The 22,660-nt window shown below is 63.7% G+C and carries 27 protein-coding genes; 12 read left to right on the top strand and 15 right to left on the bottom strand.

The features are described 5' to 3' along the window. Positions 1-8 precede the first annotated feature (8 nt). Both LY622_RS19295 and LY622_RS19290 read right to left on the bottom strand, forming a co-directional pair. On the bottom strand, positions 9-623 hold the full coding sequence (locus tag LY622_RS19295) for a cell wall hydrolase (protein ID WP_234292359.1): 615 nt from the start codon (positions 621-623) through the stop codon (positions 9-11). 134 nt (positions 624-757) lie between these two features. After that, positions 758-1,720 carry an arsenic resistance protein gene (locus LY622_RS19290; protein ID WP_234292358.1) on the bottom strand — a complete coding sequence of 321 codons (963 nt, stop codon included), beginning with the start codon at positions 1,718-1,720 and terminating at the stop codon, positions 758-760. A gap of 191 nt (positions 1,721-1,911) precedes the next feature. Between LY622_RS19290 and LY622_RS19285 the strand changes: the two genes are divergently transcribed. Continuing rightward, complete coding sequence (locus tag LY622_RS19285) at positions 1,912-2,556, top strand: MBL fold metallo-hydrolase (protein ID WP_234292357.1); 645 nt, start codon at positions 1,912-1,914, stop codon at positions 2,554-2,556. Positions 2,557-2,592: 36 nt separating this feature from the next. On the opposite strand, the gene LY622_RS19280 is transcribed toward LY622_RS19285, so the two are convergent. Both LY622_RS19280 and LY622_RS19275 read right to left on the bottom strand, forming a co-directional pair. Continuing rightward, positions 2,593-3,657, bottom strand: a complete 1,065-nt coding sequence (locus LY622_RS19280; RefSeq protein ID WP_234292356.1) for a calcium/sodium antiporter — start codon at positions 3,655-3,657, stop codon at positions 2,593-2,595. Between the two features lie 74 nt (positions 3,658-3,731). Then, positions 3,732-4,475: a carbon-nitrogen hydrolase family protein gene (locus LY622_RS19275; protein ID WP_234292355.1), complete on the bottom strand. Its 744-nt coding sequence runs from the start codon at positions 4,473-4,475 to the stop codon at positions 3,732-3,734. A gap of 136 nt (positions 4,476-4,611) precedes the next feature. Here LY622_RS19275 and LY622_RS19270 point away from each other — a divergent pair, with 136 nt between their 5' ends. Then, positions 4,612-4,992, top strand: a complete 381-nt coding sequence (locus LY622_RS19270) for a gamma-glutamylcyclotransferase family protein (protein ID WP_234292354.1) — start codon at positions 4,612-4,614, stop codon at positions 4,990-4,992. A 70-nt stretch (positions 4,993-5,062) separates the two neighbouring features. Here the strand turns inward: LY622_RS19270 and LY622_RS19265 are convergent, their stop codons facing one another. Beyond that, the gene (locus LY622_RS19265) at positions 5,063-5,575 is read right to left on the bottom strand and encodes an OsmC family protein (protein ID WP_234292353.1); all 513 of its coding nucleotides are present in this window, start codon (positions 5,573-5,575) and stop codon (positions 5,063-5,065) included. A gap of 231 nt (positions 5,576-5,806) precedes the next feature. Between LY622_RS19265 and LY622_RS19260 the strand changes: the two genes are divergently transcribed. Continuing rightward, complete coding sequence (locus LY622_RS19260; protein ID WP_234292352.1) at positions 5,807-6,547, top strand: dienelactone hydrolase family protein; 741 nt, start codon at positions 5,807-5,809, stop codon at positions 6,545-6,547. Here LY622_RS19260 and LY622_RS22695 read toward each other — a convergent pair. The 4 genes from LY622_RS22695 to LY622_RS19245 form a co-directional block, all read right to left on the bottom strand. Next, positions 6,459-6,695: a GNAT family N-acetyltransferase gene (locus LY622_RS22695; RefSeq protein WP_369413805.1), complete on the bottom strand. Its 237-nt coding sequence runs from the start codon at positions 6,693-6,695 to the stop codon at positions 6,459-6,461. The genes LY622_RS19260 and LY622_RS22695 overlap by 89 nt on opposite strands. Before the next feature lie 232 nt (positions 6,696-6,927). Then, complete coding sequence (locus LY622_RS19255) at positions 6,928-7,209, bottom strand: hypothetical protein (protein ID WP_234292351.1); 282 nt, start codon at positions 7,207-7,209, stop codon at positions 6,928-6,930. 48 nt (positions 7,210-7,257) lie between these two features. Next, a complete protein-coding gene (locus tag LY622_RS19250; protein ID WP_234292350.1) occupies positions 7,258-7,791 on the bottom strand; it encodes a GNAT family N-acetyltransferase in 534 nt (177 codons plus the stop codon). A gap of 132 nt (positions 7,792-7,923) precedes the next feature. Further along, a complete protein-coding gene (locus LY622_RS19245; RefSeq protein WP_234292349.1) occupies positions 7,924-8,274 on the bottom strand; it encodes a VOC family protein in 351 nt (116 codons plus the stop codon). 432 nt (positions 8,275-8,706) lie between these two features. Between LY622_RS19245 and LY622_RS19240 the strand changes: the two genes are divergently transcribed. Next, complete coding sequence (locus LY622_RS19240) at positions 8,707-9,546, top strand: PhzF family phenazine biosynthesis protein (protein ID WP_234292348.1); 840 nt, start codon at positions 8,707-8,709, stop codon at positions 9,544-9,546. Positions 9,547-9,591: 45 nt separating this feature from the next. Here LY622_RS19240 and LY622_RS19235 read toward each other — a convergent pair whose 3' ends face one another. Further along, the gene (locus LY622_RS19235; RefSeq protein ID WP_234292347.1) at positions 9,592-10,689 is read right to left on the bottom strand and encodes a methyltransferase domain-containing protein; all 1,098 of its coding nucleotides are present in this window, start codon (positions 10,687-10,689) and stop codon (positions 9,592-9,594) included. 104 nt (positions 10,690-10,793) lie between these two features. On the opposite strand from LY622_RS19235, the gene LY622_RS19230 reads away from it, so the two are divergent. Continuing rightward, positions 10,794-11,810, top strand: a complete 1,017-nt coding sequence (locus tag LY622_RS19230; protein WP_234292346.1) for a GlxA family transcriptional regulator — start codon at positions 10,794-10,796, stop codon at positions 11,808-11,810. A 240-nt stretch (positions 11,811-12,050) separates the two neighbouring features. Beyond that, entirely contained in the window at positions 12,051-12,953 is a 903-nt protein-coding gene (locus LY622_RS19225) for an arylamine N-acetyltransferase family protein (RefSeq protein ID WP_234292345.1), read from the top strand. Positions 12,954-13,116: 163 nt separating this feature from the next. Here the strand turns inward: LY622_RS19225 and LY622_RS19220 are convergent, their stop codons facing one another. Both LY622_RS19220 and LY622_RS19215 read right to left on the bottom strand, forming a co-directional pair. After that, entirely contained in the window at positions 13,117-13,575 is a 459-nt protein-coding gene (locus tag LY622_RS19220) for a carboxymuconolactone decarboxylase family protein (protein ID WP_234292344.1), read from the bottom strand. A gap of 80 nt (positions 13,576-13,655) precedes the next feature. Further along, on the bottom strand, positions 13,656-14,954 hold the full coding sequence (locus tag LY622_RS19215; RefSeq protein ID WP_234292343.1) for an NAD(P)/FAD-dependent oxidoreductase: 1,299 nt from the start codon (positions 14,952-14,954) through the stop codon (positions 13,656-13,658). 246 nt (positions 14,955-15,200) lie between these two features. Here LY622_RS19215 and LY622_RS19210 point away from each other — a divergent pair, with 246 nt between their 5' ends. Then, positions 15,201-15,980 carry a helix-turn-helix domain-containing protein gene (locus LY622_RS19210; protein WP_234292342.1) on the top strand — a complete coding sequence of 260 codons (780 nt, stop codon included), beginning with the start codon at positions 15,201-15,203 and terminating at the stop codon, positions 15,978-15,980. Positions 15,981-16,008: 28 nt separating this feature from the next. Here LY622_RS19210 and LY622_RS19205 read toward each other — a convergent pair whose 3' ends face one another. Beyond that, positions 16,009-16,884 carry an EamA family transporter gene (locus LY622_RS19205; RefSeq protein WP_234292341.1) on the bottom strand — a complete coding sequence of 292 codons (876 nt, stop codon included), beginning with the start codon at positions 16,882-16,884 and terminating at the stop codon, positions 16,009-16,011. A 101-nt stretch (positions 16,885-16,985) separates the two neighbouring features. Here LY622_RS19205 and LY622_RS19200 point away from each other — a divergent pair, with 101 nt between their 5' ends. Further along, on the top strand, positions 16,986-17,474 hold the full coding sequence (locus LY622_RS19200) for an Lrp/AsnC family transcriptional regulator (RefSeq protein ID WP_234292340.1): 489 nt from the start codon (positions 16,986-16,988) through the stop codon (positions 17,472-17,474). Here LY622_RS19200 and LY622_RS19195 read toward each other — a convergent pair. Then, on the bottom strand, positions 17,471-18,202 hold the full coding sequence (locus LY622_RS19195) for a DUF899 domain-containing protein (RefSeq protein WP_234292339.1): 732 nt from the start codon (positions 18,200-18,202) through the stop codon (positions 17,471-17,473). The two genes, LY622_RS19200 and LY622_RS19195, sit on opposite strands and share 4 nt — an antisense overlap. A gap of 149 nt (positions 18,203-18,351) precedes the next feature. Here LY622_RS19195 and LY622_RS19190 point away from each other — a divergent pair, with 149 nt between their 5' ends. The 4 genes from LY622_RS19190 (at position 18,352) to arsH (ending at position 21,763) form a co-directional block, all read left to right on the top strand. Further along, positions 18,352-19,275 carry a bifunctional helix-turn-helix transcriptional regulator/GNAT family N-acetyltransferase gene (locus LY622_RS19190; protein ID WP_234292338.1) on the top strand — a complete coding sequence of 308 codons (924 nt, stop codon included), beginning with the start codon at positions 18,352-18,354 and terminating at the stop codon, positions 19,273-19,275. A gap of 100 nt (positions 19,276-19,375) precedes the next feature. Next, a complete protein-coding gene (locus tag LY622_RS19185) occupies positions 19,376-19,807 on the top strand; it encodes a PadR family transcriptional regulator (RefSeq protein WP_234292337.1) in 432 nt (143 codons plus the stop codon). 49 nt (positions 19,808-19,856) lie between these two features. After that, positions 19,857-21,020: an MFS transporter gene (locus tag LY622_RS19180; RefSeq protein ID WP_234292336.1), complete on the top strand. Its 1,164-nt coding sequence runs from the start codon at positions 19,857-19,859 to the stop codon at positions 21,018-21,020. Between the two features lie 8 nt (positions 21,021-21,028). Next, positions 21,029-21,763 (top strand): arsenical resistance protein ArsH, encoded by a 735-nt coding sequence (gene arsH, locus LY622_RS19175; protein ID WP_439649602.1) that lies wholly within the window; start codon positions 21,029-21,031, stop codon positions 21,761-21,763. 60 nt (positions 21,764-21,823) lie between these two features. On the opposite strand, the gene LY622_RS19170 is transcribed toward arsH, so the two are convergent. Continuing rightward, positions 21,824-22,543 carry an FMN-dependent NADH-azoreductase gene (locus tag LY622_RS19170; protein ID WP_234292334.1) on the bottom strand — a complete coding sequence of 240 codons (720 nt, stop codon included), beginning with the start codon at positions 22,541-22,543 and terminating at the stop codon, positions 21,824-21,826. Positions 22,544-22,660 lie beyond the last annotated feature (117 nt).

Here is a 22,660-nt window from a genome sequence, read left to right as displayed (position 1 = left end):
GGTTGCCCTCAGTTGGCGGAGGCGACGTCAGGTCGGTAGAAGATGAAGGCCTCGGTTTCGATAGTGACCAGGAACTCGTTCGCCCAGTGGGGATGCACGGTGCGGTCGTGGAAATAGAGCGCTCCGTCCGTGTGGTCGGGTAGCTCCTGATTGAGAGCCAGGCGCGCCACCTCCTTGGCCACTTCGTAGGCGTCGCCCTCCACCACTTCATCGGGTCGGCCGTCACACCACCAGGAAAACTGGCAGGGGGGCTGCTCCGAGCCCTGTTTCACCACGTCGCAGATGGTGTTGGGGAAGGCCTCGTCAGCGAGCCGGTTCATCACCACATTGGCCACCGATTCCATATCGCGTCCCGGCACGCCCTTGGCCTCCCAGTAGATGGAGCGTGCCAGGCAGGTGAGGGGTTCTTCCAAGGGATCGATGCCCTCCGGATCGACGACCTGGGCCTCCTGCTCGCTTAGCGGTTCCGTGGGCTCGGTGACTTCCACATCGGGGGCCACCACCTGCTCCAGCACCTCGGCCTTGCGCACCGCCTCGTCTGCCTGCGGTGGAGGATTGACGACGGCGATTGCCGCTACGGGCAGGGCAAGGAGCAACCAGCCGAACAGCCGGGAAGAGATCATGGGGGAGAACCTTTTTACTATCGTTATGATCCGGTTCTATTGCGTGTCGCAGTTGTGCATATCGTAGCGAGTATAGCTGCCCGTGAGTCCTTGCATGGTACCAATGCGGCCGTGTATTCGGCTGTCAGCAGGCATCAGGCATTGCTACGAAAGAGTCGCTGTGGCACCCACCACAGGAAGATTGCCATGCCGATCAGCTCGACCAGTGACTGGAACACGATGGCCACCACCGCCAGCTCGTAGGAAGCGGGAAGAGAGAGTGCCAGGGGCAGCACGACGAAGGAGTTTCGCGTGCCCAGACTGAAGGCCAGCACGCGCCCTTGGGCAGGAGGAAGTTGCGCCACCTGTGCCAACAGTCGGGCCAGCAGCGCTGCGACGAGCAGAAAGCAGGCAAAGGCCAGCAGCAGCCCGCCGAGCAGAGGCAGTGAGCCGACGACGACATTGACCTGGGTGGCGGCGATGGAGAACACCACCAGGGCCAGCAGCGGCACCGGCAGCCAGGCTAGCCGCTCGATGTGCCGTTCCCGGGCGCGGTGGCGCTGCGTCCATTTCTGGGTGGCGAATGCCAGCAGCAAAGGCAGCAGAATCAGCCCCGCAAAAGCCATCAGCAGCTCCCGCTGCACCACGGCGACCAGCAGGCTCTGATCGAGGAACAGCCAGAGGTAAAAGGGCAGCAGCGCAAGCTGAAGCAGCAGGCTGATCGGCGAGAAGGCAATGGCATACTGCGCCCTGCCGCCGCCCAGATGGGAAAAGGTAATGAACCAGTCCGTGCAGGGCACCAGCAGCACCAGCAGCATGCCCAGGCGAACCGCCGGCTCGGCGGCGAAAAGGCTCGCCAACCCCCAGGCGACGAGGGGCAACAGCAAGAAGTTGCCGACCACCGCCGCGGTAAGAAAACGCGTGTCGCGCCATGCCGCGCGCAGCTGCGTCAGCGGTACCTGAGTGAAGGTGACGTAGAGCAGCGCCCCCAACAGCGGCCACAGCACTGCTTCCAGCACGCCAACCCGCCCCGGCAGGGCCGTGCCGAGTGCCAGGCCTGACGCGATCGCCGCCAGATAGGCCAGTACCTGGTATTTCTCGAGCGCCTGGCGTGTCAAGGCAGTGAACTCCGGAGATTTGGCGGCCCAGCATCGCGCAGCCGCTTCGTGTCTGTAAAGCGACTAGGAGAAAGGAGCATGATCTACCTTGACCTAAATTTTGCTTGTTTTTGCCTTGTCTTACCATCGCTCGCCGACTTTTCAGACAATGCCTAGGCTCCGACTGTGTAGCCACACAAAGGAGAACAGCCATGCGCCACGTTCAACCGGATATCTGGGAAACCGACGTGGAAAGCCCTTTCGCCGGGCTGACCGTTCACGCCTACCTGCTGACGCGAGACGAAGGCAACGTGCTCTTCTACAACACCGGTCATCAACATGAGATCGACAGGATGGCGGAGCTGGGCGGCGTGGCCTACCAGTACCTGAGCCACCGGGACGAACTGGGGGCAACGCTCGAGACGATCCACCAGCGATTCGGGGCCAAGCTGGGCGGCCACCGCGCCGAGCTTGACGACTTTGCCCGCTACCGCACGCCGGAGATTTTGTTCGAGCGGCGCGAGATGCACCTGGGCAACGTCGAGGTGATCCCCACTCCGGGGCACAGTCCCGGCAGTACCTGCTTCCTGGTGCACTCGCCCCACGGCAAGCGCTACCTGTTCACCGGGGATACGCTCTACCGTGGTGAGAGGGGCGACTGGCACGCCGGCTTCATTTCCGGCCACAACGACGAAAAGGACCGGGAACAACTGGCCGAGAGCCTCAGGCTCCTGCGTGAACTCGAGCCGGACGTGGTGTTCGGCAGCGCCTTCCTCGGCGACACGGGCTTTCAGGAAATGTCGCCGGGCGACTGGGCAGGCCATGTGGATGGTGCCCTGGCGCGCCTGCTGGGCTGAACCTTGGCAGGGGGCGACGTCGCAGGCCCCCTGTCCTTACCTGACCGCTCTTCGGCGCAGCTCGGGTACGACCAGCACGGCGAGGGTCAGGGCGGTGATCGGCAGCACGAAATAGAGCATCAGCGCGCTGAATCCGGCCTGGGCGTCATGGTGGGTGGCGGCCAGCACCAGGTAGGCGGTGTAGGCCACGTAGTAGCCCAGCAGTACGGTGCCCTCCCAGCGGCTGATGGCACTGGCGGTGAAGCAGATCGGCAGGCAGGCGATGGCCACGGCGATCATCACCGGCAGGTCCAGGCTGAGCATGGCCTCGGTCACGGCGATGCCGGCGGGGGCGAGCAGGCTGGTGAGGCCAAGCACGCCAAGCAAGTTGAAGATATTGCTGCCCACTACGTTGCCCACGGCAATGTCCCGCTGCCCACGCAGGGCAGCCAGGATCGAGGTCACCACCTCGGGTAGCGAGGTCCCCGCCGCCACCAGCGTCAGGCCGATCACCTGATCGCTGACGCCGAACCAGGTCGCCAGCACCACGGCCGAGTCGACGAACAGGCGTGAACCGGCCACCAGCATGGCGAGCCCGCCCGCGACGAACAGCGCATCGCGCCCCCAGTGACGGTTTTTTTTCTCATCCCCGGGCGTCGGCTCGGCGGCCGGTGCCTGGCGCCGCCCTTGCCACAGCAGAAAACCCGTGTAGGCGACCAGCCCCAGCACCAGCAGCCCACCCTCGTACCGGCCGATATGCCCATCGGTCGCCATCAGGAAGACGATCAGCGAGAGCCCGATCATCAGCGGGATATCCAGACGAATCAGCTGGTGGGCCACCGCGAGCGGCACGATCAGTGCCGAGACCCCCAGGATGAACAGCACATTGAAAATATTGCTGCCCACCACGTTGCCCATGGCGATGCCCGCCTGGCCGGCAAAGGCCGCCTTGAGGCTGACGACGAGTTCCGGGGCACTGGTGCCGAAAGCCACCACGGTAAGGCCGACGATCAACGGCGAGATGCCCAGGCGAGCAGCCAGGCGAGAAGCACCCTGCACGAGGCCCTCTGCACCGGCAATCAGCAGCGCAAGGCCGATCAACAACATCAGCAGTGTCAGCATTGAAGGAGTTCCAAGCATTCAAGATAGGGATGAAACACGTCTTCGACCGGGAGGCGTGGGCCTTCAAACCCCTGCTAGGCTGCCGGTGGCGCCGGGGCCAGCACGCGGGTGGCCAGGGTGGCCGTATCGAGCATCAGCATGGCTTCCTGTTCGTCTGCCAGGCTGGCGATACGCTTGCCGCGGTCGATCCAGGCCGCCGAGCGGCCCCCGCCAGATTCTCCGTCGCAGGGGCCCACGCAGTTGGCCATCAGGATCGTCATGGCTCGCTCGCGGGCGAAGGTGGCATAACAGGCATAGGCCTCATCCATCCCCGGTGCCAGCTTGGCCAGGCTGGCCAGGTACACATCCGCGCCGAGGCTTGCCGCCGTGGCGATATGATCGGGCTGCAGCGACTCATAGCAGATCGCCAGCGCCAGGCGGTGCTGGCGGGTCTCGATGAGCATCGGCCTCTCCCCGGAAGAGAAGTAGGGCAGCTCGTCGTCGTGCAGGTGCTGCTTGGCATAGGCTTGGCGCCCCGCGCGGGGCTGGAACACCACCATGCCGATCCGCGGCATTTGTGAGGTGACCAGCGGCAGCCCGGCACCGATCACGATGCCATGGGCATCGCTCAGGTGCTGGAACACATCCAGTCGCGGGTCCTCCTCGTGGGTGGCCAGGCTATTGGCCAGCGTCGGCTCGTAGCCGGTCAGCGAGAGCTCGGGGAAGAAAATCAGCTCGGCGCCATGCGTCGCCGCCAGTTCGACGAACTCGACATGGCGTGCCACGTTCCCTTCGATATCGCCCGTTGTCGAGGCGTACTGCACGGCACACAGCTTCATCGGTTCGCTCCCTCTCGCTGGCCCTCGGTAAGCGTACGACATTTTTCGTTGGGAGAGTGACGGTTGGCATCATGACGGAACAAGGCGCTGAGCTAGACTTCATTCAGGCACCGACGCGTCGAGGAGGAAGCCCACCATGCACACGCCCGTGCTCTCCGTTACCCGCACGCCGCTGGTGGCCGTGTACGGCACCCTGAAACGCGGCCTGCGCAATCATCACTGGCTGGAGGGTGCCGACTTCCTCGGCAGCGACCGGCTGACCAGCGCTACCCTCTACGATCTCGGGCCTTTTCCCGGCGCCAAGCCCGAAACCTCCCGTGGGGTAGAGGTGGAGGTGTTTCGCGTCGACGCCACTCTGCTTGCCGAACTGGACAGGCTAGAGGATTTTCGCCCGCGCCAGCCGCATGCCGGGCTCTATCGTCGGGCCATTCACGCCACCGCCTTCGGTCCCGCCTGGCTCTATCTCTACAACCCCGAAGTGGTCGGCTGCGTGGCGATCCGGCAGGGTGGGTGGTGACCAGTGCAGTATTCGAATGGGATGCGGCGGAAGCGACAGGTTGGTATGTCCTGTGGGTGTGATGTAAAGCTCAGCCCGTTGCGGGTTTGCGAGCAACCGACAGCGCAGGCGGATGCGCCAGCGTTTGGTAAACAACACAGTACCGCTCCGTCAAGCGCAGGAGAGTGTCGAGCTGCTCTTCCGAGGCATCCGTGTCGAGGGTGACTTGCAGCCGAATACTCTGGAAGCCGACGGGAACTTCCTTTGATACGCCAAGGGTTCCGCGGAAGTCGAGATCACCTTCCGCCTGGAGCGAGGCATCTCGCAACTCAATGCCGAGTGACGTGGCCACGGCGTTCAGCGTCACCCCCGCGCAGGCCACCAAGGCTTCGAGCAGCATGTCGCCCGAACACGCGCTCTGACCGCTCCCGCCCGTGGCGGGATGCAGCCCGGCCTCAACCAGCGCTTTGCCTGTCTCGACTCTGCAACTGACACCTTCACCGAGACGCCCTTGCGCGCGCAGAGTGATCAGCGCGGCATCCGGTGCTTCGCGATAACGCTCTTTCAGAGGCGTCTGGACGGACCGCAACTCTTCAGCCTTCATGGCACTCTCCTCATGATTGTTTTGGCGCCTCATGATTTTTTATAGCGCTCGGCAGGGATTGGACAGCACACTCTGAAATGGATGAACGCGCACGCGCTTTTGGCGGCGCGGCCGCGTTAGGTCGTGAGCTTTCTCGAGCATCTCATCAGGATAGGCGAAAAGTTCGCCAGCCAGGATCTTTGATACATTTTCCCCTGACGACAAATCGCATCGACAACCCGGAGCCCGCTCATGTCTCGCGCTATCGAAATCCCCGCTGCCGACGGCACCATCGACGCCTACGTATTCACGCCCGGGAGCGCCGAAGGCCCCCTTCCGGCCGTGGTGCTGTTCACCGATATCGGCGGCCTGCGCCCCTGCTATCACGAGAAGGCCCAGCAAATCGCGGACAGCGGCTATGCCGTGTTGATGCCCAACGTCTACTACCGCAATGCGAGCGGCTCCGTCGTGCCGGAGGGCAGATCCTTCCGCGATCCGGACGTGCGATCGAAGCTGTTCGAGTATGCCGGCCAGCTTACGCCCGAGGCACAATCCCGCGACTTCGCCGCGCTGCTGAAATGCATCGATAACGAGCCCGAGTTCGCGGACGGCAAGATAGGCGTGGTGGGCTACTGCATGACCGGCGCCTTCGCGCTGCGCATGGCAGCCGAACACCCCGACCGCGTCGCCGCTGCGGCAGGCTTCCACTCGGCCAACCTGGCCACGGCCGGCGACCCGAACAGCCTCGTGCACGTGGTCGGCACCATCGAAGGGCGCGTCTATCTCGGCCACGCCGACAAGGACGAGCTGCTGCCCCCCGAGCAGATCGCCCGCATGGATGAGGCGTTGGCCAAGGCCGGCGTGCATTTCACCACCGAGCTCTACAAGGGCGCAGCCCACGGCTTCACGGCCAAGGACGCCCCCAGCTACGACGCAGCCGCCGATGCGCTGCATCACAAGCGGTTGGCGATGTTGTTGGAAGAGACGCTGTAGCGGAAGCGGTGTCGTTTCTCAGCGCCTCCGGCATGATGCCTTGCCCCCAGTATTGGCGTGCCAGGACATATCCCATATCGACCATGTGGCCCCGAGGACGTGCATCGACCATCCCGATAGGTTCGTGCTCGTCATTGGTCAACGAAATGATATAGGGATATCGGATGTGCTCTTTTCAGGCCTGGATGCAGGCATCCACGTATTGCTGCGTCTCGGATGGTGCCTGATGAGGATGCCAGACCAGGTGGCGTGTCACTTCCGGGTCTATCGTGTATGCGCGATACAGGAGCGGCCCATCTGTGGGGCGTGGTTCTCGCAGGAGAAGCCGCTCTGTTTCGATACGTGGGGGGAGCATGGTTTGGCATTGCTTGCCAGGATGTTCACTCATCATACGGCTCATCTGACCGTGGTGCCTTGGGCGCCTGCTCATCCAGCGATTGCCGATACTTGATGCAGCCCCTGATGAATTCCGGCCATTCCGGTACCACGGGAACCGGATCGGACTTGTCGGGCAGCAACCCCCACAGGGCAGGATGATGCCAGCAGAGATCGTGTCCGCTGCAGTCGCGGTGTTCTCGGATACCCTGGCGTAGCCGCTTGGCTTCTTCAATCAGTTCCTCGCGGGTCATTCTCTCGAGGTCTTCGTCCATGAGGCGCTCCATGTTTTTCTCGTCTGGTTTGGCCGCACCATCCGCTGCAGTATGGCCTAGCTATCGGCAGCGGGCATACATGAAGCATGCTCTGGGCTCTGGACCGATATTCGGATGCAAGGCGTACCGCTCGAGCCGTCCTTCTCTCGAGAAGCCCGCTTTTTCCAATAGGCGAGCGGAAGCCAGGTTCTCGACATCGCATGTGGCCTGAACCCGATAATACTCGGGCTGTGCCAGGCAGCGCTCGGTCAGCTCGGCCAGCGCTTCTGTCATGATGCCTTGCCCCCAGAATTGGCGCGCCAGGACATAGCCCATATCGACCGTATGGCCCTTGGGGTGTGCCTCCACCATGCCGATGGGCTCTTGCTCATTACCGGCGAGAGTGACGACGTAGGGAAAATGCGTGCGATCTCCCCAGGCTTCGATGCAGGTGGCGATGAATTCCTCGGCTTCGGTTATCGCCTTGTGCGGGCGCCATACCAAGAAGCGCGTAACTTCCGTATCCGTGGTGTATGCGCGAAAGAGGCGGGAGGCGTCGGAGACGCGCGGTTCACGGAGGGAAAGCCGTGTCGTTACTATGTTGGTGGGCAACATCGCTTCAGCCTTTCATGTACAGATATCACGGACTATGGACATGAGCTCAGGGCTCAATAGGCTGATAATTCGCGATGTCGGCCTCGATTCCAAGTCGAGCCAGACAGGTGATGCCTGCCTGAGTGAGTTCGCTTACTCATGCTGCAAGACGTTGATGAGCTTGCCGAACGGGTCGCGGACATAGAATCGCCGCACGCCCCAGGGCTCGCTGGCAGGGCCGTACTCAATGGGCACGTTCGCCTTCTCGAAGCGAGCCAGCGCCGCTTCGATATCGTCGACTTCGATGGAGAGATCGGGCACCGGCGTGCCGGAGCCACCCTCGGTGCCGAAGCTCAACTGTACGGTCATCTTTTCATCAGAGCCGTATGTTCGAAACCAGCCGTGATCCATGAGCAGCTCGAGGCCCAGGATTTCCCCATAGAAGGCTGCAGCCTTGTCGATATCCGATGTCGCCGTGTTGGCCATGATGCGTTTGACTTTCATGGGTCACCCAATTTTTGGTTTGTTCTGGCTTCAGAAATTACTTTTTGGCAAAGCCCTTCTCAGTAGTGCTTGGCGCTTCGGTCGGGAGATGTTTAAACGTAGACGTCGTTCTTGTTGCCTGCCAAATAACCAGGCTAAATCTCAACTTGGAGCGCTAAGGAAACACTGCATAAATGTCTGCGCGATCGAATCACGGCGTTGCGCGGTGCTCGAAATCCTCACCTATACCCCATAGGCTCCGGTTTCTGTGCTCCGTGCGCCTTGTGCTTCATCCCGCTCGCCGATTTATTCAGCGCTTCCCTAAGTGTAATTGTTTATTCAACTATCGTGATCAATCGGCCATTACTTCGGTGATAAGTGAGGTGAGTCCTGTTCTGTCCCTCTTTTTCAAACCACAATGTCAGGCAACCACATGAACTCAAGGAGCTTCCCATGAGCGGCACTCTCTATCGCCTGGCGGCTTTTACCGATGCCCCCAGCGGCGGCAACCCCGCCGGGGTGTGGCTGGGCGATGTGTTGCCCGAGCCGGCCGAGATGCAGCGTATCGCTGCAGAGGTGGGCTATTCCGAAACCGCCTTCATTGCCCCGGCCAAGGGTGCGCGTCGGACGGTGCGCTACTACAGCCCCGAGGCGGAGGTGAGCTTCTGCGGTCATGCCACGGTGGCCGGCGGCGTGCAGATGGGCCGGCTGAGCGGGGCGGGCAGCTACCTGCTCGATACGGCGGTGGGCGAGGTGAGCGTCACCGTCAACCAGGTGGAAGGGGAGTGGCGGGCTTCGCTGGTATCGGTCGCGCCGGACTATCGTCCCGCCGAGCCTGAATTGGTCGAGACGGTGTGCGAACTGCTTGGCTGGCAGGTGGACGAACTCGATCTCGAGATTCCGCCGGCGCGGGCCTATGCCGGGGCCTGGCACCTGGTGCTGGCATGCAAGACGCAGCAGCGCCTCGAACGGCTCGAGTACGATTTCGAGCGTCTCAAGGCGCTGATGCTGCGTGAAGGGCTGACCACGCTGCAGCTGGTATGGCGCGAGAGCGAAGGGCACTTCCACGCCCGTGATCCGTTCCCGGTGGGCGGTGTGGTGGAAGACCCCGCCACCGGTGCGGCCGCCGCGGCGCTGGGTGGCTACCTGCGCGATGCCGGCCTGCTACAGGCGCCTGCCCAGTTGACGATCCGGCAGGGCGAGGCCATGGGCCGGCCCAGCCGCCTGCAGGTGGATGTCCCGCTTACTGGCGGCATCGTCGTCACCGGCCAGGCGGTGGGCCTGGAGCATTGAGCCGGGGCCGCAGAGCCAAACAGGGCCTTGTTGTCGGCGAACGGCTCAAGGCCTGAGCACCCAGTAGTCGTTCTGGATATCGTGGGGCAACTGGTGCACCTCGATGTTGCCAAAGCCGGCCTTGCCGAAATACTCCCGTGCCTTCTCCCGGCCCCACATCGTGCCCAGCCCTTCGCCGCCCTGGGCGAGGGAGACGCTCATGCAGTGCATGATCGACAGGGTGTAGAGCAGCGTGCCCATGGGGTGGTCGCGGTCGCCGTGGTGGTGGCTGGACGAGTGGATATCCTGGGCCAGGTAGACGCCATCCTCGCGCAGGGTGCGGCGGACACCCTTGAGCAGGTTCAGCGGGTGGGCCTGGTCATGGATGGCATCGAAGGTGGTAACCAGATCGTAGCGCTGTGCCGGAGCCGTGCGGTCGAAGTCGCTCAGGTCGCGCTCCTCGAAGCGCAGGTTGGCCAGGCCCAGGCGAGCGGCACGCTCCGTCGCCCAGCCGATGGCCTCCGCAGAGAGGTCGTAGCCCATAAACCGGCTGTTGGGGAAGCGTTCGGCGAGCTTCATCAGCGCCAGGCCGCGGCCGCAGCCCAGGTCGAGTACGTCGATGCCTTGCGCCAGCCTGTCCGGCAGCTCCGGTGCCAGGGGCAGGATGGCATCCAGCAGCACGGGCAGCACGGTCTGGCCGCTGTCCTGGGCCATGACCTCATGGAAACGGGCATAGCGCGAGTACGGCACGCCGCCACCGTGGCGGAAGCAGGCCAGCACGTCGTCTTCCACCTGGCCCATCAGTGGCAGGTACTGGGAGAACACGGCGAGATTGGCCTCGCCGCCGTCGGTCAGCAGCGTGGCGTGTTCGGGGGGAAGGCGATAGGTCATGGCCTGCGGGTTGTGCTCGACCAGGGCGGCGACCGTCGCGCCGCCCAACCACTCGCGCACGTAGCGCTCATCGAGCTTGGCCTTGGCGGCAAGTTCGCTGCTGGTCACTGGCTCGCCGTCGGCCAGGTGGCCAAGCAGGCCGCTGCGGTGGGCCAATGAAATCAGCTGCAGCATGGCGCCCTCGTTGAGGGCTCGAACAAAGCGGTTCTCGAAGTCGGCGGCGCGGGAGGCGTCGAAGGCGTCGTTAACGGAAGGTTTGGCTTGGGCAGTCATGGCGGTTCTCCACAGGTCTTGTTGTGTGCATTGGCGCATCCATTCTGGCGCTCCCGGCTGGGCTACACTGAAGTCCCTACGGACAAAAACCGGCGGTTTCCGCCATGTCGATGCAGAAACCCACCATCGCATTGCTGGCAATTCCTGAAGTGGCGGCTTCCACCCTGTACGGGGTTTACGATGTCTTCGCCGCGGCGGGACGCGACTGGCCCGCCCTGATCGAGGGCAAGGCCGGTGAGCCGCTGTTCGTGCCGCAGGTGGTCGCTCGTACCGGCAATCGTGAATTGACCATCGCCAATGGCGTGCGCATCGTTCCCGACGCCGGCCTGGATTGGGTGCCCGACGTGGTGTGCATCCCCGAGATCATGCTGCCGCCCGAGGCGGTGCTCGAGGGCCGCTATGCCGAGGAGGTCGAGTGGCTCAAGCGCTGCCATGCCAACGGCACCATCCTGGCGACCGCCTGTTCCGGCGCCCTGTTGCTGGCCGAGTCGGGGCTGCTGCGGGGCGAGGATGCCACCACGCACTGGGCCTACTGCGATGTGCTGGGTCGCTATCCGGACGTGCGGGTGCATCCGCATCGAGCCCTGGTGATCGGCGGCACCGGGAGTCGCCTGGTCATGGCGGGGGGCGGCACCTCCTGGAGCGACCTGGCGCTCTATCTCGTCGCGCGCCTGGCGAGTGTCGATGAGGCGATGCATCTCGCCAAGCTGTTCCTGATCGACTGGCATGCGGCCGGCCAGCTTCCCTTCGCCATGCTGGCGCGCACCCGCCAGGCCGAGGATGCCGTCATCGCGCGCTGCCAGACGTGGATCGCCGAACACTACGACGAGCCTTCGCCGGTGGCTGCCTTGATCGAGGTTTCCGGCCTCAGCGAGCGCAGCTTCCATCGTCGCTTCAGGAAGGCCACCGGCCTGACGCCCATGGAATACGTGCATACCCTGCGCCTGGAAGAGGCCAAGCAGATGCTGGAGACCGAGAAGACGCCGGTGGATGCCATCGCCGAGGCGGTGGGCTATGAGGACGGCGCCTTCTTCGGCCGGCTATTCCGGCGCAAGGTCGGCCTGACCCCGGCCCAGTACCGGCGACGCTTCGGGGGGCTGCGCAAGGCCCTGGTGGGTTGAGTTCTCGCGAGCGAGACATGGCATTGTGCCGCTCACAGGTAACGGTGCTGCAATGGAGTGATCATCATGCACGGTCATTGAGCGAGGCATTAACGGCCGCTATGGGGGCGATAGGACGATGCGGTATTGATATCAACTTAACTTGAGGTATTAGGCTCCGGATAATCGCCCGGCCTTGAATGGGCTGGCCAGGCATCGCCATCAGCGACGTGGTGTCGCGGGCATAAGGAGTCTTGGAACATGACAGCTACTACTCTTCTGCAATCCGATCTTCACGACACGGCCCAATGGGAGACATCGCCGCTCGACCTCGACGCCTACCTGGCGCGTATCGACTATCGCGGTTCGCTAGCGCCGACGTTGGATACGCTGCGCGATCTGCAGCGGGCGCATCTCGCGGCGGTGCCCTTCGAAAATCTGGAGATCGCCACCGGCGGCGAGATTCGCCTCGACCTGGAGAGCCTGCAGGACAAGCTGGTGCGGCGGCGGCGCGGTGGCTACTGCCACGAACAGAACACCCTGTTCGGGACAGTGCTGGACCGACTCGGCTTCGTCGTCGAGGGGCGCAGTGCGCGGATACTGATGGGCGATGCTGCGAGCAAGGTGACACCCCTTGGGCACACGATCCTCAACGTGACCGTGGCGGGGCGTCAGTGGCTGGTCGATGTCGGGGTCGGCAACGTTGGGCCGCGTGAGCCGATATCGCTCGAGGAGGGTGTCGAAGTACGCCATGGCCGCTGGGAATACCGTTTGGAGCGTTCACCGCTGGGGTACTGGCTGCTGCGTCACCGTCGTCATGACGGCTGGTTCAACCTCTACCAGTTCAGCGACGAGCCCTACTATCGTGCCGACTTTGAAGAGCAAAACTATCTCGTCTCCCATCATCCGGCCTCGCCGTTCGTGCGGCGCATCGTGGCCCAGCACAACGGGGCAGAGGAGCGCCTGGCGTTAACGGACCTGGAGTTGAAGGTATTTCGTCCGGGTGAGGCGCCGGAACTGCGTCGGATCGATGCAGACGCACTGCCCCAGGTACTGCGCGAGCGGTTCGGACTGGTGCTCGCACCGGAGCAGGAGACCGCGTTGCTGCGGCGGGCCAAGTCGCTCGCCGAGATGTCATCTGAAGGCGAGCAACTCGGTACCTGAGGTCGATCAGGGCATGGAGCGGCATACCACCGCTGTGTACAGCGAGGTATGCCTCTAAGTGTTACAGCGCCGATTGAGGACGTTTACCGACGAGCCGAATGGCGAGCAGGCTGTGAGCCTGGTGTACTGAGCCGATGGCGTAGGGTAACTCGCGACCAAATCGTCATGCGGGTTGGTAGTTGCCGGCATCGGCGGCAAAGCCGATGGCCAGACGGTTCCAGGCATTGATGGTACAGATGGCGAGGGTGAGGTCGGTCAGGCCCTTCTCGGAGAAGTGCTCGCGGGTAGCCTCGAACAGCGCCTCGTCGATGCCGCGGCCGGCGATGAGGGTATGGGCCTCGGCCCAGGCCAGGGCGATACGCTCGCGTTCGGTGTAGAAGGGCGTTTCGCGCCAGGCGCTCAGGGCATAGAGCCGCTGCTCGGTTTCACCGGCCTTGCGTGCGTCCTTGGTGTGCATGTCGATGCAGTAGGCGCAGCCGTTGATCTGCGAAACCCGGGTATAGACCAGCGCCAGCAGGCCATCGCTGAGTTCGCCATCTGCCGCTGTCTTGTGAACATGGTTCTGCAGGTCGAGCATGGCCTTGAGGCCGGCGGGGCTGGCGGCGAAATAATTCATGCGCATGGGTGGGGCTCCAGAAATGAATGGAGTCCCACCCTAGTCCGGCCGCTAGCGGCAGAATTGTAGTTTTTCGACCTGCTGGATCAGTGCAGCTTCATGCGCGGGCGAATGAAGCGGTTGAGCCCGTCCGAGAGCAGGATCAGCGCGGTCTTGGCCGTGCCGTGGATGGCGCGCTGGTGCATGCGATAGAGCGAGGCGTAGAAGAACTTGGCCAGACGCCCCTCGATGAACAGGCTGCGCGCCGAGGCGCCACGCATCAGGCTGCCGATCGCCTCGAAGTGGGCCAGTGAGATGAGCGAGCCGCGGTCGCGGTAGCGGAACGGCTTGAGCGTACCGCTCTCGAGCCGGGCGACCAGGTTCTTGTAGAGCCGTTGGGCCTGCTGGTGGGCGGCCTGGGCTCGCGGCGGCACCATGGAGCCGTCCGGCTGCGGGCAGCTGGCACAGTCGCCGAAGACGAAGATATTGGGGTCGTCGACGCTCTGCAGCGTCGGCTCCACCTTGATGCGCTGGTTGCGGTCCAGGGTCAGGCCCAGATCGCGCAGAACCTCGGGTGCCTTGATGCCCGCGGCCCACACGTTGAGGTCTGTCTCGATGCGCTGATCGTCGGCGGTGACGATGGCACCCTCCTCGACGGACACCACCCGGGTGCCGGTATGCACCTGCACGCCCAGGCGTTCAAGCTCGGTACGCACGGCCTCGCGAATGCGCTCGGGCAGGGCCGGGAGCACGTCCGGCGCCGCCTCGATCAGGTGGACTTCAAGGTGGCGGCTGTCCATCTCGGTGAAGCCGTAGCTGTGCAGCATGCGCGAGGCATCGTAGAGTTCCGCCGAGAGCTCTACGCCGGTGGCGCCGGCGCCGACGATACCGACGGTGAGCCGGGGGTGCAGGCGCCGTTCGGGGTCGCTATAGCGCAGGAAGGTATTGAGCATGTCGTGGCGGAAGGCTTCGGCCTGGGCCGGGCTGTCGAGAAAATGGCAGTGCTCGGCGACGCCGGGCGTGCCGAAGTCGTTGCTCACGCTGCCCAGTGCCAGCACCAGCAGGTCGTACTCCAGGGTGCGCGCCGGGAGCACCTCCTCGCCGTGGTCGTCGAGCACCGGCGCCAGGCGCAGCTGGCGGGCATCGCGGTCGAGGCCATGGAGCGTGCCTCGTTGGAAGCGATAACCATTGAGCTGAGCATGGCTCTGATAGGAGATCTCGTCGATGCTGGAATCCAGCGCCCCGGTGGCGACCTCGTGCAGCAGCGGTTTCCAGATATGCGTGGAATTGCGGTCGATGAGCGTGATCTCTGCCTTGCCGCGTCGTCCCAGGCGCCGGCCGAGGCGAGTCACCAGCTCGAGTCCGCCGGCGCCACCGCCGACCACCACCATTCGCGTTTTGTCCATGTATTGCTCCGTCAGGATGAGAGATTATGCAATTGAAAAAGGGGCCTCTACTTTACCGCTGGAATATGAGAATCGTTGTACATTTTTTCCCGATGTCAGGGACAGCGCCAGGTACGCTTCGATTGGCCGGCCCCGGACGGCACTCCCTTACGCTGAAAGGCTTCGAACATGAATGGAGTTCCCCGGTCTCACCTGACTGACAGCCTCGGGCATTTTGGGTCTGCGCCGCAGGTGTCCGCCTCTCTTGTGCTCCGGTGTTTCACGCCCAGTGCAGCGCTGCGCCCCTACGTGCAGTGCTACTGGCTGGCCAGGGGGAGGGGCGGCGACGAGCTGCTGCATCCGGACGGTGCCGCGGGGTTGCTGTTCAACTTCGGCGGTGCGCTCGAACGCGATGGCAAGCGGGTGGGAGGCGGTTGCTGGGTCGACGGCCCCAAGCAGCGCACGGCGCGGCTGGCGGTGGGGGAAACGCTCGACCTGCTCGGCGTGCACTTCCTGCCGGGCATGGCATATCCCTTTGTCGGCGAAGCGCTTGCAGCCCTGGCCGGTGGGGAACTGACACCGGGCGATGCCTTGCGCCGGCTCGAGCTCGAAGCGCTGCACGAGCAACTGCATGAGACGCCCGATCTGGCGGGTCGCATCGCGCTGCTGGAGGGCTACCTGCTTGAACGCCTACGGCGGCACGAAGCACCGGAGGTGCCGGCCCTGGTGGCATCGCTTGGCTGGCTGCAGCGTCGTCATGGCCAGGCCAGTATCGCTGAGCTGGTGACCGAACTGCCGTTCGGCCAGCGCCGGCTGGAGCGGCTGTTCCAGCACCACGTGGGGCTCTCGCCCAAGCGCTACGCCCGGCTGCTGCGCGTCGCCCACAGCCGCGAGCTGATCAAGCAGGGCGGGGCAGCCAGCTCACTGACCGATACCGCCTTTACTGCCGGCTACTTCGACCAGTCGCACTTCATTCATGACTTCAAGGCCGTCACCGGCTTTACCCCGGGCGGCTATCTCGACCATGTGCGGCGGCGCTATGGCTAGCCGCCTGGCCCGAATCGAGGGCAGTGCACTATGGCGCCTTGGCGGGTATGTGTAGTGCAACGCCGGCCATGACCAAGGCGATGCCGAGCATATCCTGACGGGTCGGAATCTGGGCGAGCATGATCGCCGCGATGAGGGTGGCGGTCGCCGGTAGGATGGCCAGGTAGAGGGCGAAGGTGGACCGCGGCAGGCGAGACATGGCGAGCTGGTCGGAGACGTAGGGAATGACGGAGGAGCATATGCCGACGGCGATGCCCGCGAGCACTAGTTCGATCGCGCCGAAAGCCCTGACGGCTTCGGCAAGGCCGATGGGAACGAGGATGACGAAGGCGATCGCCATGGCAGCGCCGAGTCGCTCGACGCCACCACTGGCACCGTCTCTGGCCGCCTTGTGCCCGAGCATCAGGTAGCCGACGAAAAGTGCCCCGTTCAGGCTGGCCCAGAACAGCCCCAGTGGGTCGGTCGCCCATTTGAGGTCGATCAACACGAAGACACCGATCACCGCCAGGCCGAGTGCCAGCAGGTTCCGGCATGTGCGCAGGCCGTAGAGAGCAACGGCGATGGTGCCGACGAATTCCATGGCCGCCACCAGGCTCATCGGCAGGCGTTCGAGGGCGAGATAGAACGAGGTGTTCATGATCGCCAGGCAAGCGCCGAGCCCCAACAGCAGCAGCCGTGTTCGGGCATCGGCCTGTCGAATCGTTCGCCATGGCCGGGTGAGAGGTGCGAAGAAGATGGCCGCCGTTGCGATCCGAAACCAAGCGACGCCGAGCACGCCGACGGCAGGAAAGAGCAGCACGGCGAAGGAGGGGCCGAGATAGTGGAAGATGGCGCTCACCCCGAACCAGGCATGGGGTGGGACGGCCTCGGCGAGTCGGTTGAGGGTAATATTCGGCAACGGCATGGCAACTCCTTTTCTCTTATTATGTAAAGAGCAAGAGCGGCAATGGCATGCATGAGATAAGAGAAAGGTGGGCTGATTCCTACGAATAAAAGGGGAGTTGCATGAAGCGCCTTCGATATGAAAATGGAGTGCCGGACGCGACGGATCGGAGGTTGTTGCAGGCGCTCGTCGCCGACGCGCGCATCAGTATTGCGGAGTTGGCGCGTCTCGTCGGCCTGTCGCCACCCAGCGTATCGGAGCGGATCAAGCGTCTGGAGGAGGCGGGGATAATCGAGGGCTATACCGTCAGGATCAATGCTCGGGCGCTTGGTTTGCCGCTCACCGCGTGGCTGCGCATCCGGCCAATACCGGGTCAGTTGCAGAGGGTCGCCGAGCAACTGAAGAAACTTCCGGAAATCACCGAGTGCGACCGTATCACGGGCGATGATTGCTTCATCGCCCGAGCGCATCTGGCATCGGTCGAGCACCTGGAGCGATTGATCGACGAAATCATTCCCTATGCGATGACCAACACCGCAATCGTCCAGTCCTCCCCGGTTGAACGTCGCTTGCCTCCTTGGAGCGGCTCCGAGGCGGGCGGCACTCTCTAAGTTGCCGATTCGTATTCGTCGTGGCGTTTCACCCAGTCCATCAGGTTGCGGTGAGGCCCCGTCTCGTTGCGGCCCTTGGGCGTCATGTCGAGCAGCATGTAGGTGCTATCGACGAGTTCGTCGCCGCGCCCGTAGGTTGAGTAGGTGTGGAACACATCACCCTTGTCGTTCCGGTAGAACACGCTGAGGCCGGACAGGTCCTCGATCGAGACGTTAGCCGTGGCGTAGTTGTAGGTGACCGTTCCCTGGACGATCGCTTCGGGGGTGAACGAGACCTGGTAGTCATAGTTGAAGTCGCTGCCGTGCGAGGAGACCCACTTCACCTGCCAGCCCATGCGCCGTCGGTAAGCCTCGATCTCGTCGAGCGGGGCGCGGGAGACCCGAACCAGGCTCACATCATGATGCTCGAGATGCACTCGCGTACCTTCGATGTGGTCGGCCGTGAAGGAGCAGCCGATACATCCCGCCCCCCAGCGGGGGCCGAACATGAAATGGTGAACGATCAACTGGCTGCGCCCATTGAACAACTCGGCGAGCGTCTTGCGGCCTTCTGGCGTATCGAAGACATATTCCTTATCGACCTTCACCCACGGCAAGGCGCGGCGCTTGGCGTTCAGGTCGTCGCGCAGGCGGGTGAGCTCCTTTTCCCTTGCCAGAAGCTCCTTGCGGGCGGTTAGCCATTTTTCACGGGATACGACGGGGTGGGACATTTTATCGTGCGCTGACATGAGGAGTTCTCCTGTTGCAGTCGTTGCACGAGGTAGTCGTCCTGGTGGGGGGCGGATTCGACAGGAGGGCAAGTGCGGCGCACGGGCTATTGACATATTTGCTTCAAGCAACTAATTATTTGCTTGAGGCAAGTTTAAGGGCTTTTTCCATGAGAACAGATCAGCTTCTTGAAGAGCGCGCCGGGGTCGTACGAAGCTTCAATCGCTTCTACACGCGGCAGATCGGGGTACTCCATGAGCACCTCCTGGAAAGTCAGTTTTCGCTGACGGAGGTTCGCATCCTGTATGAACTGGCGAACCGGTCATCGCTTACCAGTACCGACCTTTGCCGGGAGTTGGGCCTCAACGCTGGCTATGTGAGCCGAGTGCTGAAGGGCTTCGAAAAGAAAGGGCTCATTACCAAGACTCCCTCGCCCTCTGACAGGCGGGCGGCGCAACTGCAACTGACAAATCAGGGCCGAGCGACTTTCAAGCCGCTGGACGAAGCCTCGCAGAGCGAAGTCATTGCGATGTTGAAGCGGCTGTCGGAGGCTGAGCAGCATCACTTGGTCGAGGCGATGAACCAGATCCGGCGGCTGCTCGGCGAAGTCGGCACGAGCTATGTTCTGCGTGATCCGCAGCCGGGTGACATGGGGTGGATCGTCCATCGGCAGGCAGTGCTCTACGCGCAGGAGTACGGATGGAACGCAGAGTACGAAGCGCTGATCGCAGAAATCGTCGCCAAGTACCTGCGCGATTTCGATCCACGTTGGGAGCGGTGCTGGATCGCCGAAAAGGATGGAAATGTCGTTGGGTCGGTGTTCGTCGTTCGGGAAGACGAAGCGACCGCAAAGCTGCGGCTGCTTTATGTCGACCCCTGTGCCCGTGGCCTTGGAATAGGGCGCCGCCTCGTGGATGAATGCCTGAGATTCGCCCGCCAGGTCGGCTACCAAAAAATGGTCTTGTGGACCAACAGCGTTTTGACCGATGCGCGCAAGATCTATGAAAGGGCAGAGTTCGAGCTGGTGGAGGAAACGCCACATCACAGCTTCGGGAAGGATCTTGTCGGCCAAGTCTGGAGCCGAGATCTGTAACGCTCTTTCAGGCCATGCGGCGTAGAGCGGGCTGACGTGTCGGCTCGCACGATGCCGGTCGCTGCTTGACGCCTCGATCATCGAGGTATAAGTTTCAGCCATGACCCAAGCAAAGACCGAACCGGCCACCGGCCGCAGGATCCCCGACTACAGCGAGCCATCGTACTGGCGCGGCACGATCAAGATGTCGCTGTCGAAGTTCTTCGTGCTCAGCGTGCTGCACCGCAAGCCGATGCACGGCTACGAGGTGGTTCAGGCGGTGGAGAAGAGCACCAAGGGTTGCTGCAGCCCCTCGGAGGGAACGGTCTACCCGATGCTCAACGAGTTCGAGGCGGGCGGTTACCTGAGTTCGTCCGCGGAGGTGGTGCAGGGGCGCTCGCGCAAGGTCTACGCGCTGACGGAGAAAGGGCGGGAGGCCTTCCAGGTGGCGGTGGATGCCTGGCTGGAAGCCACGGACTGCATCCTCGAGAGCCGTCGCATGGCGGGCGGGGCGGCAGCGAATCGGGTGAATCAGGAGGAGCCGGAAGGATGAGGGCAAGGTGCTTTTCCAGGTCTCGATACCTCGTTGATCGAGGTATAAGATGAACAGCCGCACCCGCGTGGTCGTTGCCCTGGGCGTTTCCCAGACCCTGGCATGGGGCTCGACCTACTATCTGCCGGCGATTCTCGCCGTGCCCATGGCGCAGGATCTCGGCCTTTCCACCGGCACGGTATTCGCGGCGTTCTCCTCGGCGCTGGTGGTCTCGGCGGTACTGGGGCCTGCGGTGGGGCGGCGCATCGACGGCTTCGGTGGGCGCGACGTGCTGACGGTTTCCAGCCTGGTGTTCGCAGTGGGGCTGGTGCTGCTGGGGCTGGCCGCTGGGCCCATGATGCTGTGGGCGGGGTGGCTGGTGATCGGCGTCGGCATGGGCATGGGACTGTACGAATCGGCTTTCTCGACCCTGGCCGGGCTCTACGGCCGCGAGGCGCGTGGCCCCATTACCGGTATTACGCTGCTGGCGGGCTTTGCCAGCACCGTGTGCTGGCCGATCACCGGTTGGCTCAACGCCGAATTCGGCTGGCAGAACGCCTGCTTCACCTGGGCGGCGGTGCACCTGCTGCTGGGCCTGCCGCTCAACCGCCTGCTGGTTCCCTTCGGCATCCAGCCGCCCGCTCCCCATGCCGAGACGGCAACGGCCGAGGGAGAGACGACCTGGCTGCCCATGGCGCTGCTGGCCTTCGTCTTCGCCGTGACCTGGTTCGTCAGTACCGGCATGGCGGCGCACCTGCCGTGGCTGCTGCAGATCGCAGGCCTGTCGCCAGCCGGCGCCATTGCCGCCGCGGCGCTGGTGGGGCCGGCCCAGGTGGCGGCGCGTCTGCTTGAGTTTTCGCTGCTGCAGCGCTTCCATCCGCTGCTCTCGGCAAAGCTGGCGGTCATAGCCCACCCCATCGGGGCGCTCGGCGTGATAACGCTTGGAGCGCCCTTTGCCACGCTGTTTGTGCTGCTTCACGGCGCCGGCAACGGCATTCTCACCATCGCCAAGGGCACGCTGCCGTTGGCGATCTTCGGCCCGCACGGCTATGGCCTGCGCCAGGGCGTGCTGATGGTGCCGGCACGCTTCGGCCAGGCGCTGGCACCGCTGGCCTTTGCCCTGCTGATCGAGCGCTTCGGTACCCATGCGCTGCTGTTCTCCTCCGCCCTGGGGCTAGCGGCCCTGGTGGCGCTGTTCGTTCTGCAAACCCACGCCATGAAGGAGGCGACATGAGGCTTCGCATGCTGTCTGACCCTGACCATCTGCCGGCGCTCGATGAGCGCTTCGCTCGCCAGCCCCCTGGCCAGGGCCTGCCCGATCCGCTGGGGCATCCGCCGCGCATCCTGCTGCTCTACGGTTCGTTGCGCGAGCGCTCCTTCTCGCGCCTGGCGGTGGAGGAGGCGGCACGGCTGCTGCGCCACTTCGGCGCCGAGACGCGCATCTTCGACCCTTCCGACCTGCCGCTGCCGGACCAAGTGGCCGGCGACGATCACCCTGCCGTGCGCGAACTTCGCGAGCTGGCCATCTGGTCGGAAGGGCAGGTGTGGTGCAGCCCCGAGCGCCACGGCCAGATCACCGGCGTGATGAAGGCGCAGATCGACCACCTGCCGCTGAGCATGGGGGCGGTACGCCCCACCCAGGGGCGCACACTTGCGGTCATGCAGGTCAGCGGCGGCTCGCAGTCGTTCAATGCGGTGAACACCCTGCGCCTGCTGGGTCGCTGGATGCGTATGGTCACCATCCCCAACCAGTCCAGCGTGCCCAAGGCGTATCAGGAGTTCGACGAGGCCGGTCGCATGCGGCCCTCGCCGCTCTACGACCGCATCGTCGACGTGATGGAGGAGTTGGTGCGTTTCACCCTGCTGCTTCGCCCCCACGCCGAAACGCTGGTGGACCGCTACTCGGAGCGACGCGAAGCGGCCGGGGCCAAGGCCGACCCGGTGACGGACAAGGCGGCAGTGGGTCAGGCCTCATAGCGAATGGCAAAAGGCGGGGCGCTTTGCGCCCCGGTGTTCAGCTACCTCGAAGGGCAGTCATCAGGCCGGCTGCGATAGCCGCGGCACAGCCATTTCGCTGTGCAAGCGCTCCACCAACCGGTCGATACGCGCCAGGGCGCTTTCGGTCGAGGCGGCCAGTACGTCACCGCCTTCCTCCTGGTGCTCGATGGCGATGTCGTGGAAGCCGCCGATGCCGATGAACTGCAGGGCGGTGCGTACGCTCGGCTCCAGGTGGTTGAGCGCGGCAAGGGGGCGCCCCGGGTCGAAGTCGAAACCGCCGCGGGAAGAGAGCAGCACCGCGTGGCGTGAACGGTCGGCCAGCAACGGTACGTAGCCCTCCAGCGGCAGGTGGGGGTGGGCGCCGTACTGTGGATCGAAGTCGACGGTGCGATTTATGCGGATGATGTTGTCGATCCAGGCCTTGAAGACGGCCGGTGGCCCGAAGTTGTACATGGGCACGCCGAGCACCAGGATGTCGGCTCGTTCGACCTCGTCGACCAGCGCATCGCTCTCGGTGAGCAGTTCTCTCATCGGTTCGGTTTGCTGCTCGATGGGCGTGAAGGCGGCTTCGATCCATTCGACGCTGGTCAGCTGTGGCGAGGACAAGCCGATGTCGCGATAAATGATTTCGACATCCGGTTCCAAAGTGCGCCATCGGGAAACGAAGTGGTGGGTCAGCCGGCGGGTATGTGAACCGTGATCATGGCTACCGGCGCGGCCGGGTCGTGGGCTGGCATCGAGATGGAGTAGGCGGGTCATGGGATTTTTCCTTTGCTGGGTGTAGGATCGCTTGAATGAGTTGGTTTCAGTTGTGTTTGCTTGCTTAGGCCATCAAGCCAGAAGCCCAGTGGGGCGACAAACGACGATTCTTTTCCG

It is taken from the genome of Halomonas alkalisoli, assembly GCF_021412585.1.
In the GTDB taxonomy this organism is placed as follows: Bacteria; Pseudomonadota; Gammaproteobacteria; order Pseudomonadales; family Halomonadaceae; genus Halomonas; species Halomonas alkalisoli.
The sequence above is the reverse complement of the archived record's forward strand: the minus strand, read 5'-3'. Positions and strand labels throughout refer to the sequence as shown.